General features: G+C 36.1%; 1 protein-coding gene. It reads right to left on the bottom strand.

Annotation, left to right across the window (positions count from 1 at the left end):
• Positions 1 to 432: 432 nt before the first annotated feature.
• Positions 433 to 1,731: a replication initiation protein gene (locus IEY78_RS33705; protein ID WP_189104808.1), complete on the bottom strand. Its 1,299-nt coding sequence runs from the start codon at positions 1,729 to 1,731 to the stop codon at positions 433 to 435.
• Positions 1,732 to 2,697: the final 966 nt, after the last annotated feature.

The raw sequence follows: 2,697 nt of genomic DNA, 5'->3' as shown, positions 1-2,697 counted from the left end.
AAAAACGAAAGCTCACAAGCAAACAAGAAAGATCAAAAAAACGACTAAAAAAATCTCATTTTTCCTTGATTTTTTAGAACCAAAAAAAAGTGCAGGATAACACTTCAATTCCGTAAAAATTGAAGTCAATTTGACCTTATAGGTGGCTAAAAAACGCACTTTTAAGATATTCTTAAATCAAACTTAATCAAAAAAAACTTAAAAATGATTTTGTGCCGCTAAAATTTCAAGAATGCGCGCAATACTGATTTTTTTTTGGATCGTGTTTTTTTCAAAAAGTTGGTTAGAAAGAAAAAAATTGAAGTTTTTTAGTGATCAAAAGAAGTGAAGTCTAAGACTTCATGAAATTTTTTCCTAGACTTTCAAATACGCTATTTAGAAAAGAATTAGCTGGCATGCATGTCCTTTCAATTGAGATCAATGAAAAAAATTTCATTGATTAGGTGGATCTTCTTGTGTGTTGTTGCTAAAAAGATCAGCTACATTGCGTTTCTTGATTTTTTCTATGATAGCCATTGCTTTAGTGTTTGGTGTTGTCTTTGGCTTGTCTTCTTCTTTTCTTTTTTTGAGATTTTCTTGGATTTGTTGGCTAAAGGCTAAACCACTGCCATCTTTGTTTTTGAGGATTTTAGAGACGTTTTGAGTGAAAAACTTTTTTTCATAGTTTTCATGCATGGCTTTGAGTTTTTCAATTTGATGAGCGTTAGATATAGTGAGTGGCTGTTTTTTTCTTGGGTTGTTGGCTTCTTCTAAAGTCAATACCACTTGTAGCTTGCCTTTCACTTCTTTGACTTCATGCATTCCACGATACACTAATGCGATGATAGCGTTTTCATCTAGAGGATCGGTGGGGTAAGCTAGGGTTTTGTCTTTGAGTTCAGTTAGCGGTTTGATGACTTCAATTTGAATGCGTTGCTGTTCTTTGTCTTTAGCTTGATCTTTACGCTTTTGAAGGTCTTTGTAACAGATTTCAAACACGATTTGAGTGATCTTTTGGCGTTCTTTTTTCGTCCTATAACTGGCTATAATGTCGGTGGTGGCGTTGATTTCTTTGATGCTCGGTTCCAAAACATTGCGTTTGAAGTCTATCCACGCATAAAAACTTTTTGGCACGCACAATATATCTTGGAGTTGGGTCAGAGGTCTTGTCAATTCGTTGCGGTTTTGCTTGAGTTCGCTCAAAAGCATTTGATAAATGCGGATCGCATAACCGCTTCTTATGGGCAAAATGTGTTGTAAGGGGATCTGTGTGAAATTCTTCCTAAGCCCTAGCAAGTAGGGTTTTAGGCAGTCGTTGAGTTGGTAACAGATTACAGCTTTTCTTTTCAAGTATTGTATTCTTTTGAAAATTGCCATAACTTCAAACATCTCCTCTTCTTTTTTGGTTACAGGGTCATAAACTAAGCTTTCATCTTCAAGTATTCGTTTAGATAGGCTTCTGCATAGATTTTTAATGTAGGTGTAGTTGTCTTCGCTCTCATGACTTAACACCCCCCCTAAAATCTCACTGATAGGCACTTCATGGAGTTCAAAGTCTTTATCGCTGATGGAGTTGAGCTTGCTGATCACATAATAAAAGAACTTCAATTCGTTAGCGGTCGTATCGCCGTATTTAGCGTAAATGAAGCGGTTGTCTTGGGTGATCAGGTATTTTTGGGATTTTTTAACGCTTGGGCGTTTGAATTTTTTAGGTTGCTTATTGGGTTTGGGTTCGTTATTGACTTTAGGCATTTTAAATCCTTATTTAGTTTATTCAAAGGCAAAAGACGATATGATCGTAGCGATAGCCAAACCCCCTAGAGCGGTAACTCTAGGGGTATTTTTAGTGTAGTGGCTGTGTCAAAAGAACCACTACAACTAATAAAACTATCACAACGATAATGAACTTCATGGTGTGTCTCCTAACAGAGTGCCACCCACTGCACTCCCCACCCATTAACTCAAAAATCAAGCTAATTGCTCCAAATTTGACACAAAAAAGACACTGCCATGCATACCGCCTACATTGTTATTATAGCATAAAAAACAGAGAATAAAATAATTAAACCTCTGTTTTGGGCTATTTTTTAACATTAAAAACCTCTGTTTTGGGCTATTTTTTAACATTAAAAACCTCTGTTTTTGAGATGGGCAAACATTAAAAACCTCTGTTTTCTCTCTCTGCACACCCCTATTTTACGATGTTCGATCCTGCGTAAACAAGATATTATTAATAAACAAGATATTTGTTAAACAAGGGGAGCACGCGCCACAAAACGCCCTAAACACCGCAAGAATTTTTCAAATTCTTTGTGCTAACGCCAGGTTTGCGCTATCTTGTGTAAGCAACTAAAAACGCAAATAAAGTTTTTTGAAGTCAGTCAGATTGCATTAAATTTTTTCAGCGCTGTCAGTCAAAAAGTTTTTTTCTTCCAACGCTAATGGCTTGAAAAAGTGATCATGACTTTTTGAATTTTTTCCAACACTCAGATTTTTTAGCCAATTCTTGCGCTTCATTTGCCCTACAACCAATTTAAAACAAAAAACCGACTATTGATACCACCTGCAACTAAAAACGCAAAAAACGAAAGCTCACAAGCAAACAAGAGAATGAACAAGAAACCAAACAAGAGCAAGAAAAAGAAAACGAACCCAAACAAAACAGCGCCTCACCCGCTCAAAACAATCAAAAAACCCTTTCAACCCCTACAATTGGAA

This window comes from Streptomyces kronopolitis, assembly GCF_014646275.1.
In the GTDB taxonomy this organism is placed as follows: Bacteria; Actinomycetota; Actinomycetes; order Streptomycetales; family Streptomycetaceae; genus Streptomyces; species Streptomyces kronopolitis.
The sequence above is the reverse complement of the archived record's forward strand: the minus strand, read 5'-3'. Positions and strand labels throughout refer to the sequence as shown.